The sequence below is a fragment of the Pseudomonas sp. OE 28.3 genome (assembly GCF_014268205.2).
Classification (GTDB): domain Bacteria; phylum Pseudomonadota; class Gammaproteobacteria; order Pseudomonadales; family Pseudomonadaceae; genus Aquipseudomonas; species Aquipseudomonas edaphica.
This window is the reverse complement of record NZ_CP077082.1, coordinates 4,652,076-4,667,232: the sequence shown is the minus strand read 5'-3', so window position 1 is coordinate 4,667,232 and position 15,157 is coordinate 4,652,076. Positions and strand designations below refer to the sequence as shown.

General features: G+C 59.1%; 13 protein-coding genes and 1 pseudogene. 9 read left to right on the top strand and 5 right to left on the bottom strand.

Going from position 1 to position 15,157, the window contains the following annotated elements:
- Positions 1 to 8: 8 nt before the first annotated feature.
- The 7 genes from HU759_RS20935 to HU759_RS20905 all read left to right on the top strand — a co-directional run bounded on the left by HU759_RS20935 (position 9) and on the right by HU759_RS20905 (position 8,176).
- Positions 9 to 380 (top strand): hypothetical protein, encoded by a 372-nt coding sequence (locus HU759_RS20935; protein ID WP_186617784.1) that lies wholly within the window; start codon positions 9 to 11, stop codon positions 378 to 380.
- Positions 365 to 1,354: a hypothetical protein gene (locus HU759_RS20930; RefSeq protein ID WP_225933005.1), complete on the top strand. Its 990-nt coding sequence runs from the start codon at positions 365 to 367 to the stop codon at positions 1,352 to 1,354. Before HU759_RS20935 ends, HU759_RS20930 begins: the two co-directional genes overlap by 16 nt.
- Positions 1,355 to 1,574: 220 nt before the next feature.
- Complete coding sequence (locus tag HU759_RS20925) at positions 1,575 to 2,156, top strand: tetratricopeptide repeat protein (protein WP_186617785.1); 582 nt, start codon at positions 1,575 to 1,577, stop codon at positions 2,154 to 2,156.
- Between the two features lie 1,092 nt (positions 2,157 to 3,248).
- The gene (locus HU759_RS20920; RefSeq protein ID WP_017137011.1) at positions 3,249 to 3,482 is read left to right on the top strand and encodes a hypothetical protein; all 234 of its coding nucleotides are present in this window, start codon (positions 3,249 to 3,251) and stop codon (positions 3,480 to 3,482) included.
- 294 nt (positions 3,483 to 3,776) lie between these two features.
- Positions 3,777 to 4,283 carry a sigma-70 family RNA polymerase sigma factor gene (locus HU759_RS20915; RefSeq protein ID WP_017137010.1) on the top strand — a complete coding sequence of 169 codons (507 nt, stop codon included), beginning with the start codon at positions 3,777 to 3,779 and terminating at the stop codon, positions 4,281 to 4,283.
- Positions 4,280 to 5,245 carry a FecR domain-containing protein gene (locus HU759_RS20910; protein WP_186617786.1) on the top strand — a complete coding sequence of 322 codons (966 nt, stop codon included), beginning with the start codon at positions 4,280 to 4,282 and terminating at the stop codon, positions 5,243 to 5,245. Before HU759_RS20915 ends, HU759_RS20910 begins: the two co-directional genes overlap by 4 nt.
- Before the next feature lie 96 nt (positions 5,246 to 5,341).
- Positions 5,342 to 8,176 carry a TonB-dependent receptor gene (locus HU759_RS20905; protein ID WP_186617787.1) on the top strand — a complete coding sequence of 945 codons (2,835 nt, stop codon included), beginning with the start codon at positions 5,342 to 5,344 and terminating at the stop codon, positions 8,174 to 8,176.
- A 129-nt stretch (positions 8,177 to 8,305) separates the two neighbouring features.
- On the opposite strand, the pseudogene HU759_RS20900 reads toward HU759_RS20905, so the two are convergent.
- Positions 8,306 to 8,458, bottom strand: a pseudogene (locus HU759_RS20900) (hypothetical protein); the annotation flags it as partial.
- A gap of 183 nt (positions 8,459 to 8,641) precedes the next feature.
- Here HU759_RS20900 and HU759_RS20895 point away from each other — a divergent pair.
- A complete protein-coding gene (locus HU759_RS20895; protein ID WP_186617789.1) occupies positions 8,642 to 9,697 on the top strand; it encodes an NAD(P)-dependent oxidoreductase in 1,056 nt (351 codons plus the stop codon).
- A 108-nt stretch (positions 9,698 to 9,805) separates the two neighbouring features.
- Positions 9,806 to 10,729 (top strand): LysR family transcriptional regulator, encoded by a 924-nt coding sequence (locus HU759_RS20890; protein WP_170037863.1) that lies wholly within the window; start codon positions 9,806 to 9,808, stop codon positions 10,727 to 10,729.
- A gap of 22 nt (positions 10,730 to 10,751) precedes the next feature.
- Here HU759_RS20890 and phnX read toward each other — a convergent pair whose 3' ends face one another.
- The 4 genes from phnX to psrA all read right to left on the bottom strand — a co-directional run bounded on the left by phnX (position 10,752) and on the right by psrA (position 15,052).
- A complete protein-coding gene (phnX, locus tag HU759_RS20885) occupies positions 10,752 to 11,579 on the bottom strand; it encodes a phosphonoacetaldehyde hydrolase (protein ID WP_017137004.1) in 828 nt (275 codons plus the stop codon).
- An 89-nt stretch (positions 11,580 to 11,668) separates the two neighbouring features.
- Entirely contained in the window at positions 11,669 to 12,541 is an 873-nt protein-coding gene (locus HU759_RS20880; RefSeq protein WP_017137003.1) for a LysR substrate-binding domain-containing protein, read from the bottom strand.
- A gap of 20 nt (positions 12,542 to 12,561) precedes the next feature.
- Complete coding sequence (locus HU759_RS20875) at positions 12,562 to 13,857, bottom strand: MFS transporter (protein ID WP_017137002.1); 1,296 nt, start codon at positions 13,855 to 13,857, stop codon at positions 12,562 to 12,564.
- 103 nt (positions 13,858 to 13,960) lie between these two features.
- Entirely contained in the window at positions 13,961 to 15,052 is a 1,092-nt protein-coding gene (psrA, locus tag HU759_RS20870; protein WP_026013707.1) for an iron-containing alcohol dehydrogenase PsrA, read from the bottom strand.
- Positions 15,053 to 15,157 lie beyond the last annotated feature (105 nt).

Here is a 15,157-nt window from a genome sequence, read left to right as displayed (position 1 = left end):
GCTTGTAAATGATGGGGTGTTGGGCGAGCAAAACCGGCCTCAATTTCAAACCTCTGCAAAACAGTAGCAACCACGGCTGTGATGGCTGCGCGGTTGCGATCAATGGCGATACGATTACCGTGGTGGTGAGGGATGCGAAGTCTTCGGTGAATGGCGTGAATAAGGCCGGTACGCCGCACGGAGATCCGGCGACGAGGTTGAGAGGGTGGTTGGGTAATAGCTCAATTGCCGATTCGGACCCAGCGTTACGTGATGCTTTGCAAGCAGCGCTGCGTTCTGAAAACGTCAAAGTCCAAGGCGTGACCGTCAAAGTCGGTGTTCCTGCCCCCGGTAAAACAGGTGTAGCAGAATTTAAGGTGGAACCATGGACCAAGAAGTAATTCAGTGCGAGCGCTCGGGCGTAAATCCGAAATGGCCCTCCTACAAAAGTGTGCTGGGGCGCATAGCCAAGGGGCCACACGTCTCAGATGAATACGAGTTGAATGGCATCCGTGAATATGTTGAGCGCGGCGATGCATTTGCGAAGCCGTCAATGCCTGTACCGAATAGTGACAACGTTACGCGTAGTAGCTCCGAATGGATGGCCGTCACACGAGCCCACAAGGTATTGGCAACCGCACCAGATAATCCGCAATGGCTTCTGGAATTGGCCCATTGGCTGCGCTATTACCAAGTAGGAATTTGGCAGTTGTTCTTCTGGGCGGGCCAGTTCGACATTATTGCCAAAGCGGCAGGCAATGATCGACGCCGCCAAAACTACAGCATCCAAACCGCCACCAATATGATGGCCGCCATGGCGATCCTAGGCTGGAAGGATGCCGTCATCCATCAGGGCTATCTCACCCATGCGGCTCTCAACCGTGGGCATCAATTAGTGATTGAGTACGAAGAGCAACACCGCCGCGCCCAAGCCTTTATGCTGCGTGTGTTTGCCGATTGGGTGGGCGATGTCTCGCATCAATGGCCTGCTTATGCTTACGACGAACCCATCTACGAAGCCTTGGTGGCCAAGTGGCGCACTCCCAGCCCCGACGACCTGATGCCCTGTCTGTTGGCCGCGTGTGACCGCCACACTTGGCAAACCGGTAAAGAGAGCCAGAAGAATTCTTACGACTTCAATCAGGACTGGCACTTGGAGCGCGTGCCGGTGGAAATTCTCTATCTCCTGCGCCTGCGCCAGTGGGAAGGTTTAGCCAATCCGCAGAAGATTGATCATCCGCTGCTGGCCGCGCCTTTTGACCAATTGCCGCCCGAGCAGCCAGTGCCTGAGTTGGACGAATTGATGCAAGGTGTGCTCAAACGCGCAAGGGAAGACTGGCCACAGTACGATGAAGTGCTATCTTTGCCAGCATAGAAGAGTTGAATAGGTGCAAAAGGGCCGGGGCAGGTTATAAGCGGTAAAGGAGACAGATTTATTTAATTTTCCGAGTCTTTTGTTAATTAAAAATCTGTCCAATTTTTGCCGTGGAAGGCATTGATCCGGTTTCTAATTTTCGAAACATCGGGGTGCCACCTACGCTGTTGGATTCATTCAATTTGATTGTTAAGCACGTTAAAGTGGTCGGAGAGTAGGTGTGAGCGAATCTGATTTTAGAGACATAAAGAGACAGCTGATTCGATACCTTTCAAGCGGACTTGACGAAAAGGCTGTTGACTATTTCAAGGAGTGTTCGCACTCACTGTCGGAGTCAACATTCGCTGAGTGTTTGGGCGATATTTGTTTCTATCAGCGTGACTTCGCCCAAGCCATAAAACATTATGAAGTGGCTACCCAATTGGCCCCCGGCCAGGTCATCGCGTGCTATCTTTTCCTGGCGGGTGTATCCAATGAGCGGGCGTCTAATTATGTCGACGCATTTAAGTATTATCAGGCCGCCATTGAAGCTGAACCGTCATTTGTCGATACGTATCTTGAGCTCGGTGCAATGTTGGTGAAGGTGGGGGATCTTGAAGGCGCCTTGCAGTGCTATGAAGATGCTATTGAAATAGAACCTGCAGACTTGGCGAGTCATGAAAGTCTGGCGTCGATTTTGGCTGAGCTTCGCAGGCGCACTCCGGAAAAATATGCTGATAAGTACTCAGCGTCCAAAGCGACAGTTGAAAAGATGAGGCGTTCCGGAAAGTCGACACCGTCGAATCGTCACGCCGCATGGTAAATAAATCCAAAAAAGCAGACGGACCCTGAGGGATCCCCCACATTTACCCTAAGCCCTGGGATTGATCGCGCCACTCATCACGCAGAGCTCGCTCCAATATTTCCAAGGGTAAAAGGGTACGGATTTATTTAGCTTGAAGAAGCCTTGTTTTCATTTTTTCCTGGATTTTATAGGTGATTCATGTTCGGGAAGTATGATTGTTTTCTGGATTCGATAGGGTCAGAAGATTATTGGTCGGATGTAGGAATTAATATCGCGGCCTCCAAGATCTCTCAGTTTGATAATTCAAACTGGGAGGAACTTGAGTTTGCTCTTCTGGCGAAGTCTGAAGTCTGGCGAGGTCGGTGCGCGGAGTCTCTCGGTGACTCGAATGATGAGCGGGCGTTGCGTGTTTTGCTAACGCTTCTAAAAGCTGGAGAGGAGTCGGTTGTCATTCATGCAATTGAATCAATTGAGTCAGTTTTTTTGGCTGGCTACATTCTTGACAGGGCACAGGTCATACGCGCTCTAGATGAGGGGTTTGAGGCAGACAGTAGAACGTTGAAGCTAATGGCGGCTACGTTGGTCAGGAAGTTGAGTGAGGCATGAAGGTTGCTCGGTAGCTGACAGAATCGATCCCCACTTCGAACTCAACGTTGTTCAACGTTCTGCAGGACAACGCGATCATTCAGGTGAACGCAGAAGGCAAGGCTATTTGGACGGCGACGGTTCAAAGCGGTAAGTGGCAAAAGACCCTGACCTTTCTAAAAGTTTCTCCCTCGTTGATCTGAGAGCGCGCAGAGCGGCCTTCATCTTTCGCGGGCAACCCTGTTAAGTCGGCGTTTGACTTGATTCCAGGTGGCTATGGTCCATTGGTCTACCAAGGGGCGGATACGTTACTTTCCGCCGGTGCTGGCTTTGGGAAAGTCCCTCTCGTGATGGGGGCTTCGGATGGGTTGAGGAAGGGTTCGATCTTCGGGGTTTTGGTTCCAAAGATGGATAATAATTTTATCATTCCGCTGTTAGGTACGAAAACGCCATTTGGTACTGCGCTGGGTGTGTATGTCGGCGGAGTGGGTTATAAGGGCTACGGCTTTTACGAGGAGGCTAAGGGTGACGGTAAGTAAGTTGATGTCTTCGGCGATAATGGCGGCGGGTATTTTAGTCGTAATGCTTTCCATAGGCTGCCTGCTGGCATTGTTGCCAGTCCTGTTTATTTCCGCAGGGTTTGAGGTGGAATTTGATGTGGTATTTGTATGGTTTGGAATGCCATTCTCGATTTTGTTTGCGTTGAGTTGGTTTTATAAGTATGCAGATTTCGCAAAATCAATCATCTTTAGGCGTTAGTGAGATGCGCCTGTGAGCAAGAGAACGTTGAAGCTAATGGCGGCTACGTTGGTCAGGAAGTTAAGTGAGGCATAAAGGTTGCTCGATAGCTGATAGTCACGCGGTGCATTGATTCAGTGTCTGCAGCACGTTTTTCGTGGCTCCGTTGCAGGTCGTGGAGCCAGATAGAGAAAAGCCTGCAGAAATGCAGGCTTTTTTGCCATTGGATTTGGCTGATCGTCGCAACTTTTCCTCTATACAATCCCTCTCCTTAGACCATAAAATGAGAACCATTATCATTAGTGTGGATCTGAAATGCAGCACGACAGCACCCCCTCGCCCGTCGCCCAGCTGTACGCCAATCACCACAGCTGGCTCCGAGGCTGGTTGCATCGACGGCTGGGGCATACGGCCGATGCCGAAGACCTCGCACATGACACCTTTATCCGCGTGCTGCGCTCCCAAGAGGACGTGCGTGAATTACGCCAGCCCATGGCATTTCTGGCCACCATCGCCAACGGCTTGCTGATCAACCGTTGGCGTCGCCAAGCCATCGAGCGGGCTTATCTGGAAGCGCTGGCGGCGCGGTCGGTGGCCGAGGAGCCTTCGCCGGAAGAGCGGCATCTGATGATCGAAACGCTGTTGCAGCTGGATTCGCTGCTGGTCGGTTTGTCGGGGCGGGTGCGGCAGATTTTCTTCTTGTCGCAGCTCGATGGCCTGACCTATCCGCAGATCGCCAAACAATTAAGCCTGACGGTGGCCCAGGTGCAGCGCGCCATGGGTAAGGCATTCAGTGTCTGCTATGCGAGCCGGTTTGAATGAGCAGTGTGGCGGTTGACCCGCAAGTGCGCGACAGTGCCATCGAGTGGCTGGTGCGCTTACAGTCCGGCTTGATGAATGCCGCCGACCATCAGGCTTTGCAGCAATGGCGCCAGGCCAACCCCGCGCATGAGTACGCCTGGCAGCGGGTCAGCAGCTTGCCGCTGTTGTTGCAACCAGGCGCCAATGTGTTGGCCGACGTCACGGCACGCCAGGCATTGCAGGCGGCCGGGACCGATCCTCAGCGCCGTCGTCGGGTGCTCAAGTGCCTGTTGGCGCTGGGGCTGCTCGGCGGCGTTGCCTGGCAAGGTGCGGACTCCACGCGGGTACGCGCGGCGCTGGCGAGTTATCGCACCCGCACCGGCGAGCGCCGACACTGGACCCTGGCGGACGGCAGTTCGCTGTGGCTGAACACCGCCAGTGCGGTCAACCTGGACGTGAGCGTAGGCCAACGCAGTGTGCAGTTGGTCGAGGGCGAGCTGGCACTCGATACGCCAGCGGGGTCTGCCTCGTTACAACTGCAAACCCCGAACGCGCTGCTTTATAGCCAGGGTGCCAACCTGTTGGTGCGCCATGATCATCAGAGCACGCAGGTGACTGTTTTGCGCGGGCGGGTGCAAGTGAGTGCGCGGCATCAGCCGACGCCCGTGCCGTTGCAGGCTGGCTGGCAGATAAACGTTGACGACTACGCAATCGGGCGCCCAAGCCCGGTTGACTTGTTGCTGGCCCAGGCCTGGATGCACGGCATCCTGCCTGCCGAACGCATGCGCCTGGATCAATTGATCGCCGAACTCTCGCGCTATCGTCCAGGCTTGCTGCGTTGCAGTGAAGCGGTGGCGGCGCTGCGCATCACCGGCAGTTTCCAGTTGGACGACACCGATGCCGCGCTGGCCCTGGTGGCCAAAACCTTGCCGGTGCGCATCGAGCGAAGAAACCGTTATTGGGTGACGGTGGTGCCCGCGTAAAGTTTTTTTTCGCCGACGCGATAGTTTTTTCGATCTGGCTTGGCCTTTAGGTATTACCCACCGGCACAGGTGGGTTTCGATCCCTAGGAGCCTTGCATGATTTCCCCCGTTAGTGTCTTGCGTCGTCATACGTTCAGCTTGTTGTTTCTCGGCCTGCAACCGTTGTGCGGTGAGCTGGTGTTGGCCGCCGGTGAACGCCCGTATAGCATCAGCGCCGGGCCGCTGGACCAGGTGCTGTCGCGCTTTGGTGCCGAAGCCGGGATCAGCATGGCGGGCAGTTCGCTGCTCACGGCGGGCAGGAAAAGCCAGGGGCTGCAGGGCGAATTCAACACTGAGAACGGCCTGGCCCAGGTGCTCTCGGGCACCGGCCTCGACTATCAGCGCCAGGCCGATGGCGGCTATGTGTTGCGCCTGCGCCAGGAGGCCGTGCAGTTGCCGACGCAAAAAGTGACGGGCGAAAATCTCGACGAAGAGGAGGTCTACCGCGCGCCGCGTTCGTCGGTGTATATCTCCGGCGAAGACATGCAGCGTTTTGGCGTGGTGTCGGTGGGTGATGTGCTCAAGGGCCAGCCCGGCGTGCAGGTGGGCGACAGCCGCAATGGCGGCGGGCTGGATGTGAACATTCGTGGCATCCAGGGCCAGAGCCGGGTGGCGGTCACGGTGGACGGCTCGCAGCAGGCGCTGGATGTGTATCGCGGCTATGCCGGTACTCAGCAGCGCAGTTATATCGACCCGGACTTGATCAGCGACATCACCATCGACAAAGGCCCCAGCCTGACCTCCAGCGCCATTGGCGGCACGGTAAAAATGCGCACGCTGGGCGTTGGCGACATCCTCAAGGACGGCCAGAACATCGGCCTGCGCCTCAAGGGCGATGTTTGGAACAACGGCGTCGCCCCGGCTTCCCGCGACCCGCACTCAAAAACCCAGGACCTGTATGCTGAGCCGCACCAGAGCCGCGGCGGGCTGTTCGGCTCGCAGGCCGAAGCCGGCAGCGCCGCGTTTGCCTACACCCATGAGTTTTTCGACGTGGTGGCGGCCTACGCCAAGCGCAATCAGGGCAATTATTTTGCCGGTAAAAAAGGCCAGGACCGCTACCGCACCTACAACCGTTGGGGAGATGAAGACACCAGCGTCGCCACTACCTACAACGCCGGCGAAGAAGTGCTCAACTCCTCGGCGAAGACCGAATCGTTCCTGCTCAAGACCACCCTGCGCCCGGCGGACGGCCATACCTTCGACCTGGGCTATCGTCGTTATGACGGGCGCATTGGCGAGATCATGCCGTCGGATATCTTCCGTTTCGGCACCGGCGGCATCTATCAGTACCCGCTGGGCCATACCAGGATCGACACCTACACCGCTCGCTACAACTACCTGCCCTCGGGCAACCCGCTGGTAGACCTGACCGCCGACCTGTGGATGACCGACGCCCAAACCAGCCAACTCACCTCGGTGGCCGCACCTGCGTCCCAGGCATATCGCTCGGACCGCGCCTGGAGCCGCCAGGCCAACCAGCGCATCGGCGGCGGCCTGGCCAACACCTCACGCTGGGCGACCGACTACGGCGATCTGAAGCTCGACCTCGGCAGCTCGTTCCAGCTCGAAGAACTGCGCCCGCAAAAAGGCGTCGCCACCACCCAGCACGATATCAACGCCAACCGCATGCTGCGCGAAGGCTCGCGGCAGGAGTACAGCTTCAATGGCAAACTCGAATACAAACCGGTGGACCGTCTGACCTTATGGGGCGGCGGCCGTTATACCCACTACCGCAGCAAAGACCACATTGCCAGGTCCACCGCACGGCGCGAGGAGCGTGACCTGCGCTACCTGCGCGTCTACAACGGCAACAATTCCGGCAACATGATGTGGTTCCCGGACCAGAACGGCGAGTACACCAACGCCACCGATCCGCGCCTGAACAACGGCATCGTGTTCCAGAACACCAACTTCCCCTTCGAAGGCGTGCGCTACAACGACTTTGGCGTGATCGATTCGACGGTTTACCCGTCCCAGGTCGGTGACGTGGTGAGCGGCTATGACTATTCCGGCAAGGCCAGCAACAGCGGCGGGGCATTTTCGCCAGCGCTGGGCATCAATATCGAAGTGCTGCCGGACACCTTTGTGTATGCCTCCTACACCCAGGGGTTTCGCATGCCCTCGTTGTTTGAAACCAGCCAGGGCGTGCTGCAAACCCTGCCCGGCAAGGGCTTGAAACCCGAGCGCTCAAGCAACTGGGAGGTCGGCGCCAGCACGTTGCGCAAAGGGCTGTTGGTCGAGGATGACGCGGCGGCGATCAAGCTCGCCTACTTCAACAACACCATCAAGAACTACATCACCCGCTACTACGACCCAAGCCCAGGCACCTGGGGCCAGATGCGTTTCAGCAACACCGACAGCTACAAGACCAGCGGGCTGGAACTGCAAGCCCGCTACGATGCCGGGCGCGTGTTCGCCGACCTGTCGTCCACCTACTACTTGAAAACCGAAACCTGCGACGCGGCCTTCGCCGCCACACTGCGTGCTACCAGCAACAGCTACCAGAAAACCGCCGACACCCCGAACTGCACGCCGGGCAGCTTCATGGGTTCCTACACCAACACCCAGAACCCACCCCGGCTTGCTGGCAACCTGACCACTGGCCTGCGCTTCTTTGACCAAAGCCTTACGCTCGGCACACGTATTACCTACACCAGCGGCCCCACCGTCACCGCCGACAAACCCTGGCAGACCGGCGCCACCACGCCGCAACTGAACTACCGCGAAGTGGCACTGGTGGATCTGTTCCTCAACTATAAGTTGCAGGAGGACGCGAGCCTGAATGTATCGCTGCAGAACGTCACCGATCGCTACTACCTGGACCCGCTGGCGCAAAGCTTCATGCCGGCGCCAGGGCGTACATTACGGGTGGGCGTGCAGGCGAAGTTCTAGGGGCCAGGCAACGCCCATCGGTTAAGGCTGGACACCTTCACCGTGGCAAGCCTGCTCGCCACAAGTGACGGTGTTCGTCGTTCACGCTCGCCCACTGGCAGGCAGCGCCCGTTCCTAGCTCTCAGTAGCTTACATCGCCTGCACAATGATCTGGCTTTTCAAGTCATTGACCATGCCTTCAATCGCCGGCTTCATCGCCGCGAAATCTTGCGGGGTGCACAGGGCGTCCGGCTTGGTGAAGGTATAGTGGCGCGTGATCAGCACCGTGTTGGCTTTTTTCACAGTGATCGTTCCCACGCTCTGCGTGGGAATGCATCCGGTGACGCTCCGCGTCACGCCTTCAAGCGCTGGACGCAGAGCGTCCGGGGCGGCATTCCCACGCGGAGCGTGGGAACGATCAATTAACCCCTATCCCCAGGGCAACCTGGGTATCGGCAGGCGCTACCCTCCAGGAGAATCAACTGTATGGCATTCACCACCCTGATACTGGATGCCCCCGGGCCGCCGTTACTGTTTGAGGAAGTCGATCGCTTTCTTGAGCTGGGTCTGGGTGTCACCCTCAACCTGTATTATTTCGCGGACAAAGAGCGCATTCGGCAGCACTACGGCGCGCGCATTCACTATGCCGAGATCAACTGCCATGACGAGCCTGGCTTTATTGCCGCCGTGAGTCAGGCCGGCGGCTACAGCGTGTTCAAGACGCGCCTGAACATCCCCTTGGGCGCCGGCCTGATCCGCGCTGCCACCTCGACGGCGTTGGCCACGCCACTGCGCGCCGTTGCCCAGGCTGGCACAGGGGTCAATCATATTGACCGGCTGGCGTGCGAGCAGTGTGGCGTGGCGATCCTTAACACGCCGGGCTCAAACGCGGCCGCTGTTGCCGAATACGTCGTGGCCCAGGCGCTGTATCTGTCGCGCGACCTGGATGACTACAACGCCGAAACGCACAACGGCCATTGGGCAAAAGGCACCCTGGCACCTGCCTGCGAATACGCCGAACTGACGCTTGGGCTGGTGGGCACCGGCAGCATTGCCCGGCAGGTGGCGCGCAAGGCTGCGGCGCTTGGCCTCAAGGTGATCGCCACCGGGTCCGAACGCTTTACCGAAGCGGTGGCGCGCAGCCTTGGGCTTGAACGACGGGCGGGTCTTGAACCGTTACTGGCCGAGGCGGACATCGTCTCGATCCACGTACCGCTCACCCCGCAAACCCGAGGCTTGTTCGGCACTGCCGAGTTCCGGCAGATGCGCCAGGGCTCAATCCTCATCAATACCGCGCGCGGCGGGATCGTCGACGAACACCAGTTGGCCGCCTTCATGGGCGAGTTTCCCAGGCATATCAAAGCGGTGGCCATCGATACCTTTGCCCTGGAGAAAGACCGCTTCGACTCGCCATTGACCGCTATTGCCAATGCGCAATTGACGCCGCACATTGCCGGCAATACCACCACGGCAATCCGGACGGCATCACGCCAGATCGTCGACAAGATCCACGCATTCAGTGCCGCCGCCATCGTGCGTTAACCTGCCGGACACAAAGAAGGCCGATGACTCATTCTCGTCCGGCGCGCTGTATTAAAGGCCAAGAGGCTGGTAAGAATGACGTCGGATAGTGAGCCGATGTAATCAATCATGAAACGCCATTTCGAAGATTTACAGCTGGGCAGCATCGAGCTGTTCTGCCTCGCTGCCGAAGCCGGCAGTTTTACCGCTGCTGCGCAGGCTGCGGGCGTTACCCCGGCCGCCGTCAGCCGCAGTATTTCGCGCCTGGAAGAACGCCTGGGCTCGCGCTTGTTTGTGCGCACCACGCGCAGCATTCGCCTCACCGACAGCGGCCGCACATTTTACGAGCAGTGCCGCCAGGCGCTGACGCAACTGGTGGAGGCCCAGCAACAGGTGATGGGCGCGCAGGCGGTGCCGTCCGGGCGCTTGCGCATCAGTGTGCCGACCACCTACGCGCATCACCGCTTGCTGCCGCTGCTGCCCAGGTTCCGTGCGCAGTACCCGCAAGTCACTGTGGATATCCACATCAGCAACCGCAATATCGACTTCGTTGCCGAAGGTTATGACCTGGCCATTCGCGTGCGCGCCCAGCCGGATTCGTCGCTGATCGCGCGGCTGCTGGAAGATGCTGAGTTGGTGGTTATCGCTGCGCCTGCGTACTTGCAGCGCGTCGGCACACCGCAGACGCTGGACGATCTGCCATTGCATGAGTGCATTCAGTTTGAACTGCCCAGCAATGGCCGGCGCATCCCCTGGCTGTTCCAGCTGCAAGGCCAGGAGCAGGAGTTTGCCGGAGAGGCCGGTTACAGCATTGCCCATGATGTGCTGGGCGGCGTAACCCTGGCCAAACACGGCGCGGGGTTGTTTCAGACCTACAAGTTTATCGTTGAGCGTGAATTGGCCGACGGCAGCCTGGTTGAAGTGCTGAAGCCGTTTGGCGGGCGTTCACGGCCCTTCACCTTGCTGTATCCCCATGGGCGCTATGTGCCGCATCGGGTGCGGGCGTTTGTGGATTTTTTGCTGGCATGTCGGGACGAATGGGGCACGCTTTAACAGCAGGCGTGCCCCGAACCGGTCAGACGCCTTGGGGTGTTTCCCCGCGTGCCAGGCGGGCGTTGATGTCTTCAACCACCGCCGCCAGATCGACGATGGTGTCGATCAGGTAATGCGGGCGGGCGCCTTCGAACAGCTGGCCGATGCGTGTACGTTCTTCGGCAAGTTTCTGCGCCGGCAGCGCCTTGAACTGCTCGTAGGTCAGGCCCAGGGCATTGCCGGAGCATGTGAGTGCCACCGTCCACATGCCGGCGCTGCGCCCTTCGAGAATACCCGGCCAGGTGTCATCGACCTTGACGCACGCCGCGACGTCGCTGATGCCCAGCGCGATCACATTGGCCAACGCCTGCGCCGGGTACGGGCGGCCGTTGGGCACTTCATCGGTGGCCACCACGTGGTCGGCGACGTAGCCGTTCTGGCGGGCCAGCTCCACGACTTTGGCCATGACCACTGCCGGGTAGCCCGAGCACGAGCCGATTTTGAGGCCTTTGCTGCGCAGGGCTGCAATGGCTTCCAGGGCGCCGGGGATCACCGCCGAATGCAGTGCAATCTTTTCGATTTGCAGGGGCATGAAGCGTTCATACAGCGCGGTGACGTCCTCATCGGTCGGCAGGCGATCAAACACGGCGCGGTAGCGTTCGGCAATTTGCGGCTGGTTGCACAGCGTACGGATGTGGTCCCACTTGCCCATGCCCATGGGGCCGCGCGCCTCCTCCAGTGACACCGCCACGCCAAACTCGGCAAAGGCTTCGACGAAAATCTGGGTGGGGGCAAACGAGCCGAAATCCACCACGGTGCCTGCCCAGTCCAGGACGACAGCTTGCAGTTGCTTGGGTTGTTGGTAATGCATGGTCAATCTCCAGTTGCGGGTACAGGGAGGCCGTCCCTTTCGCGTGCGAGAGGTAGGCGGCCAGTTCAAGGGTCAAGCGTGTGGGGTATTCAGGTGGTCGGTGTGGGGCTTGAGTCGAACAGTTCGGCGATCATGGGTCGATTGCGTCGGATGCCCAGGCAACACAGGTGGTAGTCGATGGAAAACGGGTGATTTACAAAGGTAATCGGGGTCGTACCGGGCGTTTCGGCGTATTCGACCGCCGATACAAAACCGATACCGATACCCTTGGCGATCGCATGCACGATGGCTTCGCGGCTGTTGAGTTGCATCACACAATTAAGCGAGACACCCAGGCGTGTGCAGCTTTCCTCCACCAGTTGGCGGGTGCGCGAGCTTTTTTCACGCATCACCCATTTCTCCTGACTGATCTGCTCCACATGCACCTCCTTCTGGCTGGCCCAAGGATGGTCGTTGCGCACCACGGCAATGATCGGGTAACGGTGGTAAAGCTGCGTGTCGAAGCGCTGGTCGAATTCGGACAGCGCCAGGATCGCCACATCGATATCAAAATTGAACAGCCGGTCCAGGGTTTCCTTTTCGGGTGAGAAGGAGGTTTCCAGCTCGATATCCGGGTGACGTTGCATCAGCTCGTACGTCAGGTTCATCGCAATCGGCGGCGACACCGCCCCCAGGCGTAACATGCCGAGCTTGCGTTGCTTGAAACTCTGCAGCAATTGCACGGCTTCATCCTCTTGCCCGAACAGGCCCTGGGTGATCGCATACAGCTGGTGGCCCGCGGCGCTCATTTCGACAAAACGCCCGCGCCGGTGGAACAACTCAACGGAGAACTTCCTTTCCAGGGCATTCACCTGTTCGCTGACGGTCGGCTGCCCAACACTCAGGAACTCGGCGGCAAGGGTGAAACTGCCGGTCTTCGCCACCGCATGAAAGGAGCGCAGCCACTTGTGGTACTGGTACATGCAAAGGTCCTGTGGCTGGCTCAGCGTCTGATGAACAGTGCGACCACCGCGCTGCTCAGGCAGGCAGTCGTCACCACCAGAAAGATCAGCGACGTATTGCCGGTACTGTCGAGCATACTGCCGATCAGCGGTTCCGCCAGCCCGGCAAACAGGTAGGACGAGAAATTCATCACACCGGTCGCGGTCCCGGCGCGCTTGGCGCCGACCAGGTCCGGGCACAGAGCCCAGAAACTCGACGCCGGGCCATAGACGAAAAAGCCACACAGAAACAACGCGACCAGGCCGATGGCGCTATGCGGCGGCAGGCTCCACATCCACAGGCTGGTGGCGGCACCGAGGACCATGTACAGCATGATCGCCAGGTAGCGTTTTGATCCGAACAGCTTGTCCGACACCCAGCCATTGCTCAAGGCGCCGATGGCCATGCCAACGGGCAAGGCAACGGTGATCCACTTGGGGTCGACCAGGCTGTCGCCGCTTTTCCAGTTGGCGCCCAGGAAGTGCACCGGCACCCACACGATCAAGCCGTAGCGCGCAGCGTTCTGAAACCCCAGGGACACGGCTGCGATGATCAGGCGGGCATTTTTCAGCACCGCCTTGTAGCGCTGTAACGAGCTTTCGACGGCGCCGTGCGCCACCTCATGGTTCTTGTCTTCGGCATTGGCCACGCCGGTATCGGCAAGGGCTTCGAAACCCATGTCCTGTGGGCGTTCGCGGGCCACCAGGTAAAAGATGATGCCGCCGGCGAGCATCAGCAGCACCGGCAAGCGGAAGATCCAGCGCCATTCCAGTTGCAGCACTTCAAGCACGATAATCGATGTGACGTAGGACAGGATCGAGGCGCAACCGGCGGCGAAGACATAAAAGCCGTAGACCTTGCCGCGCTCGCCCGCGCTCCACCAGTTGGAGATCAGCCGGCTGCCGGGCGCCCAGCCCAGGGCCTGAAAATAGCCATTGAGGCCCCAGGGCAGGATCAGGCTGGCAAAACCGCCGGCAAAGCTGGTCACCCAGTTGGCGGCGCACGACAGCACCGCGCCGAGGGTCATGATGCGCCGCCCGCCAAACTTATCGGCAAGGTTCCCGTTGATGGCCTGGCCGATAGCGTAGGCCCACAGCATGGCCGCAGAGGCCCAGCCGAGGGTTTCCTTGGTCAAGCCGAACTCGGCCTGGATGCCGGGGATGGCAAAACCGAAGGTTTGCCGGCCAGTGTAGAAAAACAGGTAGCAGAACATCGCTGCCAGCAGCATTCGCCATTGGGCGACTCGAAACGAGGCGGTTTTCACGGTAAGGCCAGGCAAGGCTTGGGCACGGTTCATGATCTTTTCCTTTTTATTGTTGGTTCCCACCGAGTGGTGTCGGTGGGCGCACTCTTGCGAGGGTGCGGCAGGAAATCGTCGCTACAGGGGTAAACGGCTGGCTTCAGGCGGCGTGGGCACCGATGAAGTTTTTGCCGCGTGCGCCCTGCAGGGCGAAGTTGATCATGGCTTCGGCCTGGGAGGCTGTTACACCGTAGTCGGCAAACTCCGTCTTCACCTCAAGGCTGTGCAGAAAGTCGCGCAGCCTGTGTTGGGCGTGCTGCAAGTCGCTGCCGAAAATCCGCTGAAGGGTTCGGTCACGCGCTGCGTTGCGACCCCAGGCCAGGCCCAGCACCAGCGGCAGCGTGAACGAGCAGGCAATGCCATGCGGCAGGCCGTGGTGCAGGGTCATTTCGTAGGAGATGGAATGGGCGAGGGCGGTCTTGGTGTTGGAGAACGCCAACCCGGCTTTAAGGGCCGCCAACGCCATGCGCGAGCGCAGTTCCTGATTGGCCAGGTCACGCCGCAGCAACGGCAGGCATTCGAGGATGTCTTCGATGGCCGAAATGGCGAACGTATCCGAGATGGGGTTGGCATTGATGTTCCATACCGCTTCCAACGCATGGGACAAGGCGTCCAGCCCGGTGGAGACGGTGACGCCGGCGGGCACGGTGAGCATCAATTGTGGGTCGATGATCGCCACCTTCGGCCAGGTACACGCCAGGTGCAGCGAGTACTTTTTCAGGCTCGCCGAGTCCCAAATGGTGGCCCAAGGCGTGACTTCACTGCCGGTTCCCGCCGTGGTGGGCGCGGCAATCAGGATTTTGCTGCGCGCAGGCACAAAGGGTTTGCCCGTGGCCAGCAACGCCAGCAACTCATCGAAACGGCCGGACTCGGTGCCCACAATCAGCGCTTTGGCCGTGTCGATCGCGCTGCCGCCGCCCACGGCAATCACCGCATCACAGTCGCCGGCTACCTGCCAGAAACGTTCATAGGTATCGCGCAGTTGCGCCACGTCGGGGTTGGGCTGCACGTCTTCGATGAGGTACACCAGGCGGTCGCCGAGCAGGTCCTGGATGCGTTCCACCAGGCCCAGCCCACGCGCTTCGGGAAAGGTCACCAGCGCCACGGTCTGGCCTTGGGTGATGTCGGCAAGCTCGAGCAGGCTGCCGCAGCCGAAACGCGTGTCTACTGGGTTGTGAAATCGGGCAGTCATGGCGAGTCCTTTGTTTTTGTTGTTGGAAGTGGCCCCATAGTCGGGGCGCTTCAACAAAGGCTCAAATCGATAATTCGCGGGTGTGCATCGGCTGGGCCGATAACG